Raw genomic sequence first — 17,442 nt, forward strand, 5'->3', positions numbered from 1 at the left:
ATGCCACGCTGTTTTCGCTTTCAATCTGCTGCTGAACGCGATATTGACTTACGTGCGCGTAAACGTAATTCGTGGGAGGAGACATGCTACCGTCCGTGCTGAAAGACAATCTGCGTCTTCCGGTCATAGCATCACCGCTATTCATCATTTCACATCCGCAGCTGACGCTGGCGCAATGCAAGGCCGGCGTCATCGGCGCTTTCCCAGCGCTCAATGCGCGGCCCGAAAGCCAGCTCGACGAGTGGCTGGCAATGATCACCGAGGAGCTTGACGCTCACAACCGGGCCAATCCCGAGCGCCCGGCGGCACCCTTCGCGGTCAACCAGATCGTGCACATGTCCAACCGGCGGCTGGAACACGATCTCGGCCTTTGCGTGAAATACAAGGTGCCGGTGGTGATTTCCTCGCTTGGCGCGGTGCCGGAGGTCAATGCGGCCGTGCATTCCTATGGTGGCATCGTGCTGCATGACGTCATCAACGACCGCCATGCCCGCTCCGCCATTCGCAAGGGCGCGGATGGGCTTATCGCGGTGGCGACGGGTGCCGGCGGACATGCGGGCACGCTTTCGCCCTTCGCCCTCGTTCAGGAAATCCGCGAATGGTTCGACGGCCCGCTGCTGCTGGCCGGCGCCATCGCCAATGGCGGCTCCATTCTCGCAGCGCAGGCCATGGGCGCGGATATGGCCTATATCGGCTCCCCCTTCATCGCCACCGAGGAAGCGCGCGCTTCCGAAGGCTACAAGCAGGCGATTGTGGACGCGCAGGCGAAGGATATCGTCTATTCCAACTACTTCACGGGCGTACATGGCAACTACCTGAAAAGCTCGATCGTCGCCTCCGGCATGGACCCCGACAATCTGCCCGAAGCCGATCCTTCGAAAATGGACTTCGAAACCGTCTCCGGCGGCGCGAAGGCCTGGAAAGACATATGGGGCGCGGGGCAAGGCATCGGCGCCGTCAAGGCGGTGGAACCGGTGGCGGCGCTCGTCGATCGTCTGGCAAATGAATATGAAACAGCCAAAAAGCGCATCTGCGGGAAAGGCTGAAGTCTCCGGCAAACAATGGACAGGCAAAGCTTTTTGCGGAAATTTCAAAACCAGCACATTCAAGGCTTGAAATCCGTCAGCATTGCCTGTATCAGCCCGCCATGAAGCTGATCCGCAACAAACGGGTCACAATCGGGCCGCTTTAGCTCAGTTGGTAGAGCACGTCATTCGTAATGACGGGGTCACGTGTTCGAGTCACGTAAGCGGCACCATTTTCCAAATCCCAATCAACTTCAAAATTGCCAATCATTGCCTTGGGCGGCCTTATGGAGCGTCGTCGCAACGTGATGGCCCTCGATACGACATCTCTATCTTGCCGCTGAATTGAGCCGCCGCTTGCCTGTTCAGGTCCGGTTAAGAGCGCTTGCCTCAGGGTATTCGCCAATGGAACCGCGGACTTCATCACGCGTTTGAGTCCGTTATTGGGAGCAGAAATCATGAAGCTATTGAGCGCAGCAATTTGTCTGGTGTCGCTAGGCGTTCTGACCGGATGCGTCGATGATCCCGGCTATCGCACGGGGGGCTACTATACGACCGGTGTGTACTATCGATCTTATGATCGCGACCGCTACTACCGGGATTACGACCGCCGTTACTGGGGAGAACGAAGAGAGTGGCGGGATCGACGCGACAGGGACCGGGGCCAGGACCGGAGCGTAAGCGAATGGCGCAATCGGCCACAGCCGCCACAGCCCCGGACGGAGCCTAGCAGCGGAGGTCGCCGCGATGTACGCAACGCGCCGGTCATATTGCCGAATGGTCGGGCAATTTATCCGGACTGACCGAAGCGATCGGCTTTCTCAGCCCTATCACAGATTTTGATAGTCTGTGTTTTCCCTTGTATTATCAAGGCGGCGGTGCTTTTGCAGCTACGGCGAACTCACCGCCCAGGCTTCTGCGGCTTCCGAAAATTAAACCCGACGCCTGTTAGTCACCGTAAAAGACGGTCACTTGAAACCAAACCGCCCACCACACGTTCTCCGGCAGGTCATAAACAACTGGAAAGCCTGTCATCGTGGACGTCATTCGTATCCTGATCGCCATCATCCTTCCGCCCGTCGGCGTGTTTCTTCAGGTCGGGCTCGGCCTGCATTTCTGGCTGAATATTCTCCTGACGCTGTGCGGTTATGTTCCCGGCATTATCCACGCGATCTGGGTGATCCTGCGGAGGTGATATCCGCTCTCATCGGCGATGGGACGTCCGCAACATTTTAGTACGTGATTAAATTCTTATTGGCTGCTGGAACCTCGTCTTCTCCCTCACGTTATGGTGATGACACCAGCCAAGGAGAAAATCATGAACCAGATCATCTACATCGTCGGCCTCGTCGTCATCGTTCTGGCGATCCTGTCGTTTTTCGGCTTCCGCTGATCCCCGTTGTCAATTCGATCGCTTGCGCATATCCTAAGCAGCAGTGACACACGGCTGCGTTCATGGGTTGCTTCGCTGTCGGGTGTATTTCGGGATCGCGTTGCTCTGGGAGGTGCACGATGAAGAACGAGAGATGGACAGAGCCTGTCGAGGTCAATCTCGAGGCGAATGGCAAGAGTGTCATCGCCGGCCCCTTCGAAGCGTTGACATTATTGACCGAAGGCTGGCCCAAAATTGGCGGATTGAGCTTCGTGAGAGCGAGAAGCGCCTGCCGTGCCGCCCTTGACGGACGTAAATCGCCCGAAGAAGCACGAAAGTGCTTCACAGATGCGGTTTCCGAGATGCAGAAAAACCCGCATTGACGCACTCAAAAGAAAACGGCTCCTGAAAAGGAGCCGTTCTTTTATTTGCGACGCTTTCGGTGATCAAACAGCCGGAAGCGCTTTTTCCCTGGGCCTTACATCCAATAGGGTGCGACGCCGTAATAATCGTAGACCTTGCGGTCCTTGGCGTTCAGCAGGTCGTTATCATCGAGATTGGCGAAGTGCGGCGCGTTTTCGATCTCTTCCTTGGTGAGATCGATGCGGTAGCCGTCGAGTTCTTCGTCGTAATGCAGCTTTTCCCAGGGCAGCGGGTAATAGTCGTCACCGATGCCGAGGAAGCCGCCAAAGCTCAACACCGCATAGGCCACGCGCCCGCCGCGCTTTTCCAGAATGATGCGCTGGATCGAGCCGATATGCTTGCTGTCGGCTCCGTAAACACGGGTGCCTTCCACCTTGTCGCTGGCGATCAGGCTCGGCGTATCCTTGACATAGGGGTCCTGTCCGGCGCGGGGTTCCTGATGCATCATGTGCCTTTCCTCCTTGATTTTCCTCGTTTGTGTCACGTCTGGTAAACACCTCGACGGACAATTCGTTCCGCGGCGTCTCAGGCGCTGCGGTGGGAATTTTTTGAAGGAGAATGGAACGAAAACGCGCCTTTATTGGCGAATTTTCTGCCAGACGGAGGGAGAAACACCGACCATCTTGCGAAAGACGCGGGAGAAATGCGCCTGATCCGAAAACCCGGCGGCAATGGCGATGTCGGTCAGCGCCATGTCGGTCCGCATCATCAGTTCCTTGACGCGATCGATGCGCGCCTGCATCTGCCATTGGTGGGGCGGCACGCCGGTGGAGGCCTTGAAGGCATGGCTGAAATGCGATTGCGACAGGTTGGTGAGTTCCGCCAGCTCCTCCAGCCGGATCGACCGCAGGCAATGTTCGCGGATGTAATCCGTCGCCGCCCTCAACTGCCAGGCGGCGAGCTTGCTGCGTTTTTTGACCGACTCCCGTTTCACTTTCAGGAAATCCGTCAATAGCGCCAGCACGAGGCTTTCGCCATAAAGGTCATGCAGCGGATCGGGATTATCGCATTCGGCGGCAATCAGTCGCGCCAGCGCCAGCAGGCGCTCATCCTCGAACATTAGATGCGGATCGAGCAGGCTGTGCGGATCGAAGCCCTGCACCAGCCGGGCACCCAGCAATCCCGCATCGAAATGCAGATCGAGGTGGCGCACGAAGGAGACGTTGCTCAGTTCGGCATGCACATCCAGATCGGCAGGCACGAAGGAAATACGGTTCGCCTTTGACGAACCGTAATTGTCGCGGCGGCAGCGGTTCATCATGAACCGGCCGTCATCCGTCCCGTCCATGTCCAGCAGGAAAACGAAGCGCGGATCCTTGCCGACATAACGGCCGCCCGCCTTCGGGGCGCAACGCACATCCCAGAGATCGGCGACGATGCCGTTCCAGACCCGCGAGCGCGGCCCGCCGATGACGGCAAAGCCCTCGATCTCATTTTCCATCCGCACGCGGAAAGCCATGGCCTCTCGATCCCGCAGGGCGCCATGGCGCCACTATAAACATGATAAATCTATTCATGTTTATAGTGGCAAACTGCTTTCCCCGCAACTGCCGGCCTTCAGCCAAGCCTTACCACTTCTTGGAAAGCTTGAAGGTGATGGTGCGGCTATCGCCCCAGCCGCAGACGGAGACGCCGGCGCAGCTCTTCACATATTCCTTGTCGAAGACATTGGCGACGTTGATCGATGCGGTCCAGTCGTTCTTCTCGTAGCGGATTGCGGCGTCGAAGACGGCGGCATCCGGAACGCGCAGCGTATTTGCCTCATCCGCCCAGGATTTGCCCTGATACCTTACACCGCCGCCGAGGCTGAGGCCTTCCAGCGCGTCCGTGGTAAAGGCATAGTCCAGCCACAGCGAGGCGGTGTGGGCGGGCACGATCCATGGCGATTTGCCAATCAGATTGGGATTGGCATCGCGGGTAATCTCCAGATCCGTATAGGAATAGGAGGCGAGCGCCTTCCAGTTCTCGCTGAGATTGGCCTTGGCCTCCAGCTCGAAGCCGGTGGATTCCACCTGCCCGAACTGACCGCTCGTGGTCACGCCGCCGGCCGTATAGGAAACGATGGCATTGTCCTTGACCAGCTTGAAGACGGAGGCCGTGATGCTGCCGTCGAAGAAGGTCGGCTCATATTTGATACCGGCCTCGAACTGGTGTCCCTCTTCCGGCGAAGCGGGAGTGCCATCCGCAAGCGTATCGATGAGCGGATTGAAGAAAGTGGCCGCCGAGACATAGGGTGTCAGGCCATTGTCGAATTCATAGGCGAGACCGGCGCGGCCGCTCAGCGCATCGTCATTCGAGCGACGGGAAATGCCCGCAGGGAGCCTGTTGTTCAGCTCGGTGTCGACATAGTCGTAACGGCCATTCAGCGTGACCAGCCAGCCATCGCCGAAACGCAGCTGGTCCTGCGCGTAGATGCCGATCTGCTGTTGGGTCACGATATTGTCGGCATAAACGAAATTCGTTCCCTGCGTCGAGCCATAGACCGGATTGAGCGCACCGATTGCATTCGATCCGCAGCAGGCCTGCACCTGATCCAGCCGGTAATATTTATAGTCGAGACCGAAGAGCAGCGAGTGATTGACCGCGCCGGTATCGAACTGGCCTTCGACCCGGTTATCCACGCCGAAACTGTCGACTTTCGACACGCCATCGTAACCGAAGCGGGTCAGCATATAGTCGTTGGTGGTGGCATCGAGGATCGGCTGGCCGTTTGCATCTGTATTGGCCCAACCGCCGGCATAGGGTCCGGTTTCGTGCTTGTAGAGGTGGCCATAACGGGCGTTCTGGCTGATCTTCCAGCCATTGTCGAATTCGTGGCTGACCTCGTAACCCACCATGGACTGGTAGACGCGGCCATTGTCGATATCCGGCTCGCCATAAAAGGCCTTGCGGTCGAGCTTGCCGAAGGGCGCGTCGACCACCGTGCCGACATAGGGCAGGAAACCGTTGCCGATATGAACCTGATCGAGCGCCGAGAAATAGCCGTAGAGCGTGGCGCTCGTCTGCGCTTCCGGCTCGAAGGTGATCTGCGGCATGATAAAGCCGCGCAAATCCTCGGAATAATCGGTGTAATTGTCGCCGCCGGTGACCTTGCCGGTGACGCGGTATTTCCACACGCCTTCACTATCGACCTTGTCGCCGAGATCGAAGCCGAAGAAGGCATTGCCGAAATTATTGATGCCGATTTCCGTTTCGCGCACCGGCTCATCCTGCGTGCGCTTGCGGACCATCTGCACGATACCGCCGGGATTGGCGCCGCCATAAAGCACCGAGGCGGGGCCTTTCAGAACTTCCACGCGCTCCAGACCGTAGGCATCCATCTGGAAACCGCCGAAACCGTAGCTGAACAGGTTCAGACCATCCAGAAACACGCCGGTCTGGGTGGCCTGAAAACCGCGGATGTAAATCCAGTCCGTATCCGGGTCCGTGCCGAAGGGCTCCGCCGTCACACCGGGGGTATAACGCAGTACCTCGTCGATTTTCGTCACCGCGCCGCGGTCATCCATTTCCTGGCGGCCGACGACCGATACGGATTGCGGAATATCCCTGGTTTCCGTCTCGGTTTTCGAACCGGTCGCACTTTTCTTCGCAACATAACCCCGGACCGGACCCGTCGCGTTTTCCGCGCCCTGCCCTTCAACGGTAATCTGCTGCAGAACGGTCGTATCCTGCGCGTGGCCCATCGCTGGCGCCAGTAAAACAACGGCGGCCGTGCCCAAAGCCAGACGGCTCAAAAACATCCCATGCAAATTTTTCAAGATATGCCCCGAAACAGATCGCGGCCGATGTCCAAATTCGACAGGCCGCGGCACCTCAATTAAGCTGAGTATTTACATCAGGATTAAGGCAGGATGCTTGTCGTTTTCTGGCGGGATTTGAAGCTTATTGGCCTCTCGCACAGTTTTGCGCCCGTCATTTATCGGACAGGGCTTCGATATCAGCCCTTGCGCCGGCCGATCCTTGCAAGCTGCATGACCGGAAGCATGCCGATGACGACGATTGCCAGCGCTGCGATTGCCGCTTCCTCATAGGTGCCGCGCGCCGCTTCGCCATAAAGATGGGTAGCGAAGGTTTCGAAATTCAGCGGCCTCAACAGGAGCGTGGCGGGAAGCTCCTTGACGCAATCGACAAAGATCAGCAGCGCCGCTGCCGCAAGCGACGCCTTGGATAGCGGCAGATGAATCTGGCGGAATGTCTGCGTCGCGGATCGCCCGAGCGTTCGCGAGGCGTGATCGAAGGATTGCGGGATACGGCTGAGGCCGGCATCCACACCGCCCGCCGCAATGGTGAGGAAACGCGCCGAATAGGCATAGATCAGCGCGGCACCGCTGCCGATGAAGATGAGGCCGGTAGAGATGCCGAACCAATCACGCATGGTCTGGTCGACAAACCGGTCGAAGCCGCCGAGCGCGATCAGCACGCCGATGGCGATGACCGTGCCGGGGGCCGCATATCCGACCGTCGAAAGCCGGTAGGACCAGAGCGAGAGACGCCCCGGTGCAAGGCGCATGGCGTAAGCAACCGCAAGGCCGAGGATAAGGGTGATAACCGTCGCCAGTCCGGCAAAGACGATGGTGTTCAGAGCTTCATCGGCAAAGCGGGCGGACAGGCCGCTGAAACGGAACCGTTTCCATGCCTCGATGACGAGATAGCTGGCGGGTGCCACAAAGCCGATCAGGACCGGCAGGCCGCCGAGTACGAAAGCGGCCCAGCCCTTCAGGCCGTTGAGCCGCAGCGGCTCCAGTTCCCTGCTTTTCTGCGCCGAAACCGCATAACGCTGCTTGCGCCGCGCCCAGCGCTCCAGCGCCACGAGGGCGACAACGATGAACAGCATGGAGAGCGCGATCTGCGCCGCACCCGGCAGGTCTGATTTCGTGACCCAGGTGGTGTAGACGGAAACGGTGAGCGTGCGGACGCCGAGGAATTCCGATGCGCCTATATCGTTGAGCGCTTCCATCAGGGCAAGGCTGATGCCGACCGCAATCGCCGGGCGCGCCAGCGGCACTGCCACCTTGAAGAAAGCCGCGCGTCTGGAAACGCCGAGCGTGCGTGCCGCTTCCAGCAGGTTGCCCGCCTGCGTCAGGAACATGGCGCGGACGGGAATATAGACATAGGGAAACAGCACGAAGCCGAGAAGGACAATGCAGCCCGTCATGGACCTTATGTCCGGCAGACGAAATTCGCGCGGGCTGGAATAACCGAGCAGCCAGCGGATTGCACCCTGCACCGGTCCGATGGGATGCAGAATATCCAGATAGGCGTAAGCGACGATATAGGTGGGCATGGCCAGCGGCAGCAGCAGCGCCCATTCCAATATTTTGCGGCCGGGAAAATCATAGGCGGTGACCAGCCAGGCGGCATAGGTTCCGACGACACCGGCCAGCAGCCCGACCCCGGCGAGAAGGATCGCCGTATCCGGAAGCGCCGTCCAGAGCACGGTCGAGCCGAGATGCGCCCACAGGCCTTCAGAACCCTGCAACGCCTGCGATACAAGCGCCAGAACCGGCACCATGGCGCCGCAAACCGCCAGCACGGAGAGGCACAGCCACCAGAAGGAGGATGAAAACCTGGCTCGGGCACGAGGTGTCAATGGCTGGATGGCGTCTGGATTCATGTGCTTTCAGAAAATACGCGGAAAGGCGCCCGCAAATGCGAACGCCTTCCACCATGTTATCGCTGATTGGCCCTTACTTGTCGAAACCGACCTTGTCGACCAGCTCGCTCGCCTGCTTGCGGTGCGAGACGATTTCCGTCAGCGGCTTGTTGTCGATCTTCAGCGTGCCGAAGGAAGCGATGATCTCGTTGAGAGCCGCACCCTGCTTGACCGGATATTCGTAGTTGGCTTCAGCATAGATCTTCTGGGCTTCGTCGGAGACGAGATATTCCAGAAGCTTGACGGCTTCCGCCTTGTTCGGTGCATTCTTGGCCACAGCCGCGCCGCTGATATTGACCTGCGTGCCGCCATTCTTGAAGGTCGGAAGAACGACCTTGATGGCGTCGCCCCACTTCACCTGCTCCTCGCCGCCCTTGCCCGAGCGCATCAGGCCGACATAATAGGAGTTGGCGATGCCGATATCGCAAATGCCGCCGAGGATGTCCTTGGCAACGTCGCGGTCGCCGCCGCCTGCCTTGCGGGCGAGGTTTTCCTTGACGCCGGCAAGCCACTTTTCGGTGTCCGCAGCGCCGTAATGGGCGATGTAGTCGGCAAAGAGCGCCGTGTTATAGGGGTGCTGGCCGGCGCGAATGCAGACCTTGCCCTTCCACTTCGCATCCGCCAGATCTTCATAGTTGAAGGAGGCGAGATCGACATTCTTCGCCGCATAAAGAACGCGGGCGCGCATGGAGAGCGCGAACCAATGGCCCTTGGCGTCGCGAAGTTCAGCCGGGATGGCCTTGGTCAGGGTTTCGGATTCCACCGCCTGGGTGACACCCTTTTCAGCGAGATCGACGAGGTTGCCGGCATCCACCGTCATCAGAACGTCGGCGGGCGAGCTTGCGCCCTCGCTCAGAACGCGCTCGGCAAGACCGTCCTTCAGGAACACGGTGTTGACCTTGACGCCGCTCGAGGCAGTGAAGGATTCCAGCAGCGGCTGGATCAGGCCCGGTTCGCGGGTGGTGTAAATGTTGAGTTCCGCGGCGCTGGCCGTTCCGGCCGCAAAGGCAACCGTGCTGGCAAGCAGGGCAAATCTGGTAAATTTCGTCATGTTTTGTCTCCCTCTCCGATAGCGGCAATATAGAGGGAGCAGACATCATACCTGATGACCCAAATCAAGTTTTATTTCTCTGTTTTTCGCGCGGATTCGATCACCAAGAGTTGAAAATGGAGCGGAAATAAACATACAAATCCGCTCACTCAACTTGCAGTAAATATCAGCACTCCCTTGGGATCGATACCGAAGCGCACCGCCGTCGTCCGGGCGGGTGTGCGCTGCATCGTCCTGACACGCAGATCGGCTGACAGTCCAGGCACGGCTATGCCAAGCTGCTCGATCTCCCCGAGGAACACACGGCTCGATATTTCGCCGGCAATTCCTTCTTTCGCCGCACCGTCCTCGATGATCGAAATCGCATTTGGGCGAACATAGGCAACGGCAGCGAGACCGTCAGGCAGATCGGACGCATCGCCCAGAAGCCCGAGCGGCGTTTCGACGCGGCCCTGTCTTACCCGGCCTTCGATCTTGTTGAAGGCGCAGAAAAAATCGGCGGCATAACGGGTTTTGGGATGATCGTGGATTTCGTAACCCGTGCCGCTCTGTACGATGCGCCCGCGCTGCATCAGAACCACACGGTCGCCTGCCGAAAGCGCCTCTTCCGGATCATGCGTCACCATGATCGCCGTCGTGCCCAGTTGCCGCAACAGGCCGAGCGTTTCCTCGCGCACGCTGTCGCGCAATCCCCTGTCCAGATTGGAAAAGGGTTCGTCCATCAGGAGCAGGCCCGGCTGTGGGGCAAGCGCGCGGGCAAGCGCCACACGCTGTTGCTCGCCGCCCGAAAGCGTATGCGGATAACGTTTCGCCAGTTCCTGCAGGTGAACATGTTCAATCATCTCTACGGCGCGGCGGCGGGCTTCCACCTTCGGCAAAGACCGAAGACCGAACATGACATTCTGCTCAACAGTCAGATGCGGAAACAGCGCATAATCCTGAAAGACAAAACCGATATTGCGCTTTTCCGGCTCGATGAAAACAGCGGGACCGGCAACGACAGCGCCGTTCAGGGAAACGCTGCCATGGTCCGGTGTCTCCACGCCCGCCACGATGCGCAGCAGGGTCGATTTTCCACAGCCGGAGCGTCCCACCAGACAAATGATTTCGCCGCGTTCGACAGAAAGATCGATATCGGACAGCACTTCCGTCTCGCCGAATCTCTTCCCGACCGATTTCAGTTCAAGCGCTGCCCTGCCTGCCATTTCCAATCCTGCCCTGCTTTGCGAATTATGTTGATCGCTCAAATCAGGATTAAAGTCAAAAAAGCCGGGCAAAATGCTTTTCCCTTCACGAGTTGGCGAGATGTGCGGCAGCAATATTGACGTTTACGTTAGAGTTAAATAGGCTTTGCCGACGAGATGGACGTCAATGGATTACGCGTCTATCATTCGTCACCGGGGAGCGAGAGGAGCGGTCGATCCGGTGACGCCACAGGGAGTTCCCTCAACCTGGCCGATTGAGCCGGCTGAATGCGGGAGCTTCGTGAACATCAGGCAGCCGAAAGCGCCCTTCACGCGTTTCAAGGAATGCGCGGCGCGACAAAGACTCTGGGAGGAGAAGCATGAGTGAACTGTCCCTGGGACACCCGGAAAACGTCAGCGCGGAGAAGCGTTGGCTGGCATCCTATCCGCCGGGTGTACCTTCCGAAATCCCCGCATCCGCCCATGCCTCCCTTGTCGAACTTCTCGAAAAGAGCTGTGCGCAATTTGCCGACCGCAAGGCCTTTTCCAGCATGGGAAAGTCCCTGACCTATCGGGAACTGGACGCTGAAACCCGCGCGGTCGCTGCCTGGCTGCAATCCAGAGGGCTGGAAAAAGGCGACCGGGTTGCCGTGATGATGCCGAATATCCTGCAAAATCCCGTCGCGGTATACGGGATCCTGCGGGCGGGCATGATCGTGGTCAATGTCAATCCGCTCTATACCCCGCGCGAGCTGGAACACCAGCTCAAGGATTCCGGCGCAAAGGCGATCTTCGTTCTGGAAAACTTCGCCCATGTGGCCCAGCAGGCGGTGCCTAAAACCGCGGTGCGGCATGTGGTCGTCGCAGCGATGGGCGATCTCCTCGGCCTGAAGGGACATATCGTCAATCTGGTGGTTCGCAAGGTCAAGAAACTGGTGCCCGCCTACGCCATCCCCGGTTCCATCAGCTTCAAGGCGATGCTGAAGGAAGGTCAGGGATTTTCGCTGAAGCCGGTCAGCCTCACGGCGCAGGACATCGCCTTCCTGCAATATACCGGCGGCACAACGGGTGTATCCAAGGGTGCGGTTCTCACCCATGCCAATCTTCTGGCCAACAAGCTTCAGATCAGCCTGTGGCTGGACGCCGCCTTCAACGGCCGAAAGGACCGCCCGGAAGTTCTCAACTTCATCTGCGCGCTGCCGCTCTGCCACATCTTCGCACTGACGGTGAATTCGCTGATGGGCATTGCGCTCGGCGGTCATAATCTGCTGATCGCCAATCCGCGCGATATTCCCGGCTTCGTAAAGGAGCTGACGCATTATCAGCCGCATGTTTTCCCCGGCATCAACACGCTTTTCAACGCGCTGATGAACAATGAAGATTTCCGCAAGCTCGATCTGTCGTCGCTTATTCTGGTTCTCGGCGGCGGCATGGCGGTGCAAAGGCCCGTTGCGGAACGCTGGCTTTCCATCGTCGGTTGCCCGATTGCCGAAGGCTACGGCCTCTCCGAGACATCGCCCGTTGCAACGGTCAATCGTCTGGATTCGACGGAATTCAGCGGCACCATCGGTCTGCCGATTTCCTCGACCGAAATCGATATTCGCGACGAGGACGGCAACAGCCTGCCAACAGGCGAAGTCGGCGAGATCTGCATTCGCGGGCCGCAGGTCATGGCCGGCTATTGGCAGCGGCCGGATGAAACCGCAAAAGCCATGACCGCCGACGGCTTCTTCCGCTCCGGCGACATGGGTTTCATGGACGAGCGTGGTTACACCAAGATCGTCGACCGCAAGAAGGACATGATCCTTGTTTCGGGCTTCAACGTCTATCCGAACGAGGTGGAAGAAGTGGCCGCCAGCCATCCGGGCGTGCTGGAATGTGCCGCAATCGGTGTTCCGGATGAGCATTCCGGCGAAACCGTCAAGCTTTTCGTGGTCAAGAAGGACCAGTCGCTCACGGAAGCCGAGCTCAAGGCCTTCTGCGCCAAGAACCTGACGAACTACAAAAGGCCGAAAATCATCGAGTTCCGCACCGAGTTGCCGAAATCGAATGTCGGCAAAATCTTGCGGCGCGAATTGCGCAATCTGAACTGATTGTCTCGCGCAATAGGGAGAGCCGGGCGACCGGCTCTTTCTTTCGTCCCGGCCCTTTTCTTTTATCAAAGTCGCCTTGATTTGGCCGCCTGAAAAAGAATAGTTTCCTCATCCTTCCACGGAAGCCGAGGAGCACAAGATGCAGGCCACCATCGAAAAACTGAAAGCAACGGCGAGCAGCACAGCCGCAACCGATCTTCGCGCCGCCTTTGCGGCCGACGACAAGAGATTCAGCCGTTTCAGCGCCAAATTCGATGACCTGCTGATGGACTATTCCAAATGCGCCGTGAACGAGGAAATCGTCACGCTTCTCGAACAGCTCGCACGCGAAGGCGGCGTCGAGGCCAAGCGCGAGGAGATGTTCTCCGGCAAGGCAATCAACTTCACCGAAGACCGCGCCGTGCTGCATACCGCGCTGCGCAACCGTTCCAATACGCCGGTTCTCGTGGACGGCAAGGACGTGATGCCTGACGTGAACGCCGTTCTTACCGCCATGGGCAAGTTTGCCGATGCCATCCGCTCCGGCTCTCTCAAGGGCGCGACTGGCAAGAAGATCACCGACGTCATCAATATCGGCATTGGCGGTTCCGATCTCGGCCCCGTGATGGCGACGCTGGCGCTCGCGCCTTTCCATGACGGCCCGCGCGCGCATTTCGTCTCGAACATCGATGCCGCCCATATCGCCGACACGCTGAAGCTCGTCGACCCGGAAACCTCGCTGTTCATCGTCGCGTCGAAGACCTTCACCACCATCGAGACGATGACGAACGCCGCCACCGCGCGCCGTTTCATCGCCGAGAAACTGGGTGAGGCAGCTGTCAAGCATCACTTCGCCGCCGTTTCCACCGCACTGGAAAAGGTTGCCGCCTTCGGCATCGAAAGCGACCGCATCTTCGGTTTCTGGGACTGGGTTGGCGGACGTTATTCGATCTGGTCGGCCATCGGCCTGCCGCTGATGATCGCCATCGGGCCGGATAATTTCGGCAAGTTCCTGGATGGTGCGCACGCCATGGACAGGCACTTCCGCGAAGCGCCGATCCGCGAAAATCTGCCGATGCTGCTCGGTCTCATCGGCTTTTATAACCGCAACGTGCTGAATTATCCGACACGGGCGATCCTGCCCTATGATCAGCGTCTGTCGCGTTTCCCGGCTTATCTGCAGCAGCTTGACATGGAGTCGAACGGCAAGGGCGTCACCATCGACGGCACGCCCGTCGAAGGTCAGTCCGGCCCGGTCGTCTGGGGCGAGCCAGGCACCAACGGCCAGCACGCCTTCTACCAGCTCATCCACCAAGGCACGAGCGTCATTCCGGCCGAATTCATGATCGCCGCCAACGGTTTCGAGCCCGAACTGCGCCACCAGCACCAGCTTCTCATCGCCAATTGCCTGGCGCAATCGGAAGCGCTGATGAAGGGCCGCACGCTCGCCGAAGCGAAAGCCCAGCTCACCTCCAAGGGCATGGAAGACAAACTCGCTGATTTCATCGCGCCGCATCGCGTCTTCACCGGCAACCGCCCCTCCATTACCTTCGTCTACGACAAGCTGACGCCGTTCGCGCTCGGTCGCCTGATCGCGCTCTACGAGCACCGCGTTTTCGTCGAAGGCGTGCTGTTCCGCATCAACTCCTTCGACCAGTGGGGCGTGGAGCTTGGCAAGGAACTGGCGACCGGCCTGCTTCCCGTCGTTGAAGGCAAGGAAAGTGCAGCCGGCCATGACAGCTCGACACAGGGTCTGGTGAAGGCGCTGTCGGGACTGGCGGGCTGAGGGACGTTACGACCGTTATCTAAAAAGCCGGAGACACCTCCGGCTTTTTTAATGTGGCGGCTCAAATATAAAGCGCCGCCATCTTGCGCCACGCGCCCGCCCGGTGGGCGCGGCCATCCCAGACATGCATCCGATGCCCCACCTGCTTGTCCGATAGAACCCGGCTGAGGTGATGGTTGTTGTCCAGAAACGGATCGGCATCGCCTATGGTGAAAACCATGTCGATGCGGCGCAGGTGATCAAGCCGCCACGGGCAGGCGAGGCCCGGCAGGAAATGGCTCGGCATGTGGAAATAGATGTCGTCGTCGTAATAGCCGTCGAACAGATCGCCGAAGGATTCCACCTTCATCGTCAGGTCATAACGGCCGGAAAAGGCGACGAGCTTGCGAAAAAGATGCGGGTGGCGGAAGACGAGGCTCGCGGCCTGAAACGCACCCAGACTGCAACCCTGCACGATCGTATCGCTATTCGGGTTTTTCTCGGCCATCAGCGGCAGCACTTCGTTCAGAATATAGTCTTCGAAGGCGGCGTGCCGGCGAATGCGATCGGCGGGATGATGCCCGGCCGCATAGAAGGTCTCTCTGGCCAGCCCCTCTATGCAATAGAGCTGAAGGTGCCCCGCCTCCAGCTTGTCGGCCAGACTGCCGACAAGACCCAGTTCCTCATATTCGAAGAAACGCCCGTCGCGGGTGGGAAACATCAGCACCTTGGCGCCGGAATGTCCGAATATTAACAGCTCCATGTCGCGATGGAGCCTTTGACTATACCAGCGGAGATATTCGCGTTTCATGGCACCTTGAAAAACCGTCTGACCTTGTCCTTATGGACCGCATCTTGCGATGCGCTGTCAGGGTAATCGAAATGCCCGGCGTCGAGGATGAATATTTCATTAAATTTTGATTTTGGCAGCGCATTGGCCACCGCGAACTGGCAGGGCGGCGCGACCGCCGGGTCGAAAAGCGCGGGTGCGACCAGCATCGGCACTTTTATGCGGGTGGCGGCACAGGCGGCATCGAACAGGCGCAGCGTCTCAAGCAGGTTGGCATGGGTCTTCTGATAGGTCTGGACCGCATCCGCGCTGCCGACGGTGGGTAGCGTCAGCCAGAACGGCCGGTGTCCGAACGTCGGCACGACAAGATGGCCGCGGTCTATGCGCTCGTCGAAAGGGATGGCCAGGGCACCGATGCCGCCGCCGAAACTGATGCCGCTGTAACCCACCTGCCCTTCCAACCACGGATAGAGGCTGATGAGCGTGGAAACGGCAACCCACAGATCGTCGACGCAGCCGCCGATGATGTAGTCGTCTTTCCTGTCGATATTATAGAGAACATGAAGGGCGGGATCGGACGAGATCGGCGGACAGGCGCTCAGCGACAGCCCGCGAAAACAGGGAAACAGCACGGCCGTTTCTTCCACCGGCACGTCGAAATCGGGTTCCCCTCGCCCACCATAACCATGGCCCACAACGAGGCCGCGACGCACCTGCCCTTCGCGCGGCAAAAGCAGCCACCCGCCGATGCGAAAACCGCCGGTGGAGGTGTAGGTCATATCGAGGACATGCCACCGGGGGTCACTGAGCCTGCTTTTGCGCAGCACCGGCCGGGGATCCGTGGCGAGCGCGCGGCGATAGCGCTTTTTCCAGAAATCATCGAAGCCCGGCGGCGCTTCGGGCGGGGTGATGGCCAGCAGCTGCTCGCGCTGCATGCCATAGGTCGGGTCGAAATCGAAAAGATGGGACTTGGGAACGCTCATGCGATGCTTGTTTCGTGAAAAAACAGCGGACACAAGCTTCATAATATCGAAATAACGGTTTTTTACGGTTCTAAAGCCGGGAAGAGTGTTGAACCACCTTTTCAAAATGGTTCAACCGCGCTCATCACAAACCGATTTCATGCGCAAAGGGCGGATTCGCGCCCGCCCGCGAAACCGTCACAGCAGCAGCTTTCGCGCCCAGCGCCAGAGCCTTCCTCATCTGCTCTTCCGTCAACGAGGCAACCTGCGCCTTGGTCAGAAGGCCCTGCATTTTCAGCGAGGCGAGAATACCGGCATCGAAGGTATCACCCGCGCCGACGGTGTCGACCACTTCCACCCGCTCGGAGGCCACTTCAACCTTCAGATTTGCGCTATACCCCACCGCGCCCTTGGCGCCACGGGTGACGACGACGAGTTTAGCACCATGGTGCAGCCAGTGGCGGGCAAGCGTGTCCTCATCGCCTTCCAGTCCGAACCAGGCAAGGTCCTCATCCGAGAATTTCACGATATCCGACATGGCCGCCATGCGGCGAATGCGGGCCATGTGGGACTGCTTGTCCTTGATGAAGCCGGGGCGAATATTCGGATCGAGCGAGATGACGCGGCTTTCGTGCTCGCGCGTCATCAGCGCCTCATAGGTGCTGCCGCAGGGCTCCGGGATGAGGCTGATCGCACCGAAATGCAGCGCCTCGCAATCCGCGCCCAGTGCCGGAAGCTCCGCCTCGGTAATCATCCGGCCGGCGGTGTTCTCGTCATAGAAGGCATAGGTCGCATGGCCATCCACCAGCTTCACGAAGGCGATGGTGGTCGGCCGCGAAAGGGTGGCGCAATAGCTGAAGTCGACATTGCTGGCGCGCAGGGTTTCCCGCAGGATATCGCCCATCATGTCATCGGAAAGACCCGTGAAGAAGGCGGATGGAACGCCGAGACGCCCAAGCGCAATCGCCGTGTTGAAGACCGCTCCGCCTGCATAGGGGGCAAAACCCGCCTCACCCAGCGTCGTCTGCCGGGGCAGCATGTCGATCAGGGCTTCACCACAACACAGGATCATTACGGTCCTCCTCAAAACAGCAAATCAAATGGACTTAAATCGATTTAGACGAAGATCGATCGGAAGGCCAGCC

At 59.0% G+C, this 17,442-nt stretch carries 14 protein-coding genes and 1 tRNA gene; 6 read left to right on the forward strand and 9 right to left on the reverse strand.

Going from position 1 to position 17,442, the window contains the following annotated elements; all coding sequences use genetic code 11:
- Positions 1-83 precede the first annotated feature (83 nt).
- The 4 genes from I3J13_RS04040 to I3J13_RS04055 all read left to right on the forward strand — a co-directional run bounded on the left by I3J13_RS04040 (position 84) and on the right by I3J13_RS04055 (position 2,780).
- Entirely contained in the window at positions 84-1,046 is a 963-nt protein-coding gene (locus I3J13_RS04040; RefSeq protein WP_020811427.1) for an NAD(P)H-dependent flavin oxidoreductase, read from the forward strand.
- A 136-nt stretch (positions 1,047-1,182) separates the two neighbouring features.
- Positions 1,183-1,258: transfer RNA gene (locus tag I3J13_RS04045), tRNA-Thr, on the forward strand.
- 803 nt (positions 1,259-2,061) lie between these two features.
- Entirely contained in the window at positions 2,062-2,220 is a 159-nt protein-coding gene (locus I3J13_RS04050) for a YqaE/Pmp3 family membrane protein (protein ID WP_020811433.1), read from the forward strand.
- A gap of 317 nt (positions 2,221-2,537) precedes the next feature.
- The gene (locus tag I3J13_RS04055) at positions 2,538-2,780 is read left to right on the forward strand and encodes a DUF982 domain-containing protein (protein WP_003519998.1); all 243 of its coding nucleotides are present in this window, start codon (positions 2,538-2,540) and stop codon (positions 2,778-2,780) included.
- A 95-nt stretch (positions 2,781-2,875) separates the two neighbouring features.
- Here I3J13_RS04055 and I3J13_RS04060 read toward each other — a convergent pair whose 3' ends face one another.
- The 6 genes from I3J13_RS04060 to I3J13_RS04085 form a co-directional block, all read right to left on the reverse strand.
- On the reverse strand, positions 2,876-3,268 hold the full coding sequence (locus I3J13_RS04060) for a PRC-barrel domain-containing protein (RefSeq protein WP_020810556.1): 393 nt from the start codon (positions 3,266-3,268) through the stop codon (positions 2,876-2,878).
- 129 nt (positions 3,269-3,397) lie between these two features.
- Positions 3,398-4,279 (reverse strand): helix-turn-helix transcriptional regulator, encoded by an 882-nt coding sequence (locus I3J13_RS04065; RefSeq protein WP_196378067.1) that lies wholly within the window; start codon positions 4,277-4,279, stop codon positions 3,398-3,400.
- 109 nt (positions 4,280-4,388) lie between these two features.
- Positions 4,389-6,578: a TonB-dependent siderophore receptor gene (locus I3J13_RS04070; protein ID WP_196378068.1), complete on the reverse strand. Its 2,190-nt coding sequence runs from the start codon at positions 6,576-6,578 to the stop codon at positions 4,389-4,391.
- A 179-nt stretch (positions 6,579-6,757) separates the two neighbouring features.
- On the reverse strand, positions 6,758-8,434 hold the full coding sequence (locus I3J13_RS04075; RefSeq protein WP_020810553.1) for an ABC transporter permease: 1,677 nt from the start codon (positions 8,432-8,434) through the stop codon (positions 6,758-6,760).
- A gap of 73 nt (positions 8,435-8,507) precedes the next feature.
- A complete protein-coding gene (locus tag I3J13_RS04080; RefSeq protein WP_196378069.1) occupies positions 8,508-9,524 on the reverse strand; it encodes an extracellular solute-binding protein in 1,017 nt (338 codons plus the stop codon).
- A 149-nt stretch (positions 9,525-9,673) separates the two neighbouring features.
- Entirely contained in the window at positions 9,674-10,729 is a 1,056-nt protein-coding gene (locus tag I3J13_RS04085) for an ABC transporter ATP-binding protein (RefSeq protein WP_196378070.1), read from the reverse strand.
- Positions 10,730-11,088: 359 nt separating this feature from the next.
- Between I3J13_RS04085 and I3J13_RS04090 the strand changes: the two genes are divergently transcribed.
- Together I3J13_RS04090 and pgi are read left to right on the forward strand one after the other, a co-directional pair.
- Positions 11,089-12,801: a long-chain fatty acid--CoA ligase gene (locus tag I3J13_RS04090; RefSeq protein WP_078051306.1), complete on the forward strand. Its 1,713-nt coding sequence runs from the start codon at positions 11,089-11,091 to the stop codon at positions 12,799-12,801.
- Positions 12,802-12,940: 139 nt separating this feature from the next.
- Positions 12,941-14,566, forward strand: coding sequence for a glucose-6-phosphate isomerase (pgi, locus tag I3J13_RS04095; protein WP_196378071.1), 1,626 nt, complete (start codon positions 12,941-12,943; stop codon positions 14,564-14,566).
- A gap of 61 nt (positions 14,567-14,627) precedes the next feature.
- Here the strand turns inward: pgi and I3J13_RS04100 are convergent, their stop codons facing one another.
- From I3J13_RS04100 to I3J13_RS04110, 3 genes are all read right to left on the reverse strand, one after another.
- Positions 14,628-15,356, reverse strand: coding sequence for an esterase family protein (locus I3J13_RS04100; RefSeq protein WP_196378072.1), 729 nt, complete (start codon positions 15,354-15,356; stop codon positions 14,628-14,630).
- Positions 15,353-16,318: an acetylxylan esterase gene (locus tag I3J13_RS04105; protein ID WP_196378073.1), complete on the reverse strand. Its 966-nt coding sequence runs from the start codon at positions 16,316-16,318 to the stop codon at positions 15,353-15,355. The genes I3J13_RS04100 and I3J13_RS04105 overlap by 4 nt, the downstream gene beginning before the upstream one ends.
- A 124-nt stretch (positions 16,319-16,442) precedes the next feature.
- Positions 16,443-17,369 (reverse strand): carbohydrate kinase family protein, encoded by a 927-nt coding sequence (locus I3J13_RS04110; RefSeq protein WP_196378074.1) that lies wholly within the window; start codon positions 17,367-17,369, stop codon positions 16,443-16,445.
- Positions 17,370-17,442: the final 73 nt, after the last annotated feature.

This window comes from Agrobacterium leguminum (assembly GCF_015704895.1).
Classification (GTDB): Bacteria; Pseudomonadota; Alphaproteobacteria; order Rhizobiales; family Rhizobiaceae; genus Agrobacterium; species Agrobacterium leguminum.